Source organism: Streptomyces sp. WM4235 (assembly GCF_001279725.1).
Classification (GTDB): domain Bacteria; phylum Actinomycetota; class Actinomycetes; order Streptomycetales; family Streptomycetaceae; genus Streptomyces.
The window spans coordinates 1-303 of sequence record NZ_LGDE01000388.1 but is presented as its reverse complement, the minus strand read 5'-3'; the positions used below and the strand labels follow the sequence as shown (position 1 = coordinate 303).

Annotated in this window: 1 pseudogene; it reads left to right on the top strand. The window is 79.9% G+C overall.

Going from position 1 to position 303, the window contains the following annotated elements:
• Positions 1-303, top strand: a pseudogene (locus tag ADK55_RS36685) (hypothetical protein); the annotation flags it as partial.

The window sequence follows — 303 nt, the reverse complement described above, 5'->3', positions numbered from 1 at the left end:
GTCCCGGGGGTGGACCGGCGGCCGCCGCGTTGACCCGGGCGAGCGCCCCCTCGTCGGGCCCGGCGCCGGCCAGTTCGGCCCGTACGAGGCTCTCCCCGCCGGGAGCGCCTGCCTGGCCCTGCTGGCCACCGCCGGCGCCCACCGGCTCGCCGAGGCGATCCTGGGCCGGCACAAACTGCGCCTGGGGCTCGTGGGGGCCGGGGTGGTTCCCGACCGGACGCCGCGGGGCGGGTGGGGGCCCGACTGGGTGGAGGCCTTCCGGGGAGTGCGTGCCGACGTGGAGGGCCTCGTACGGGCCGAACT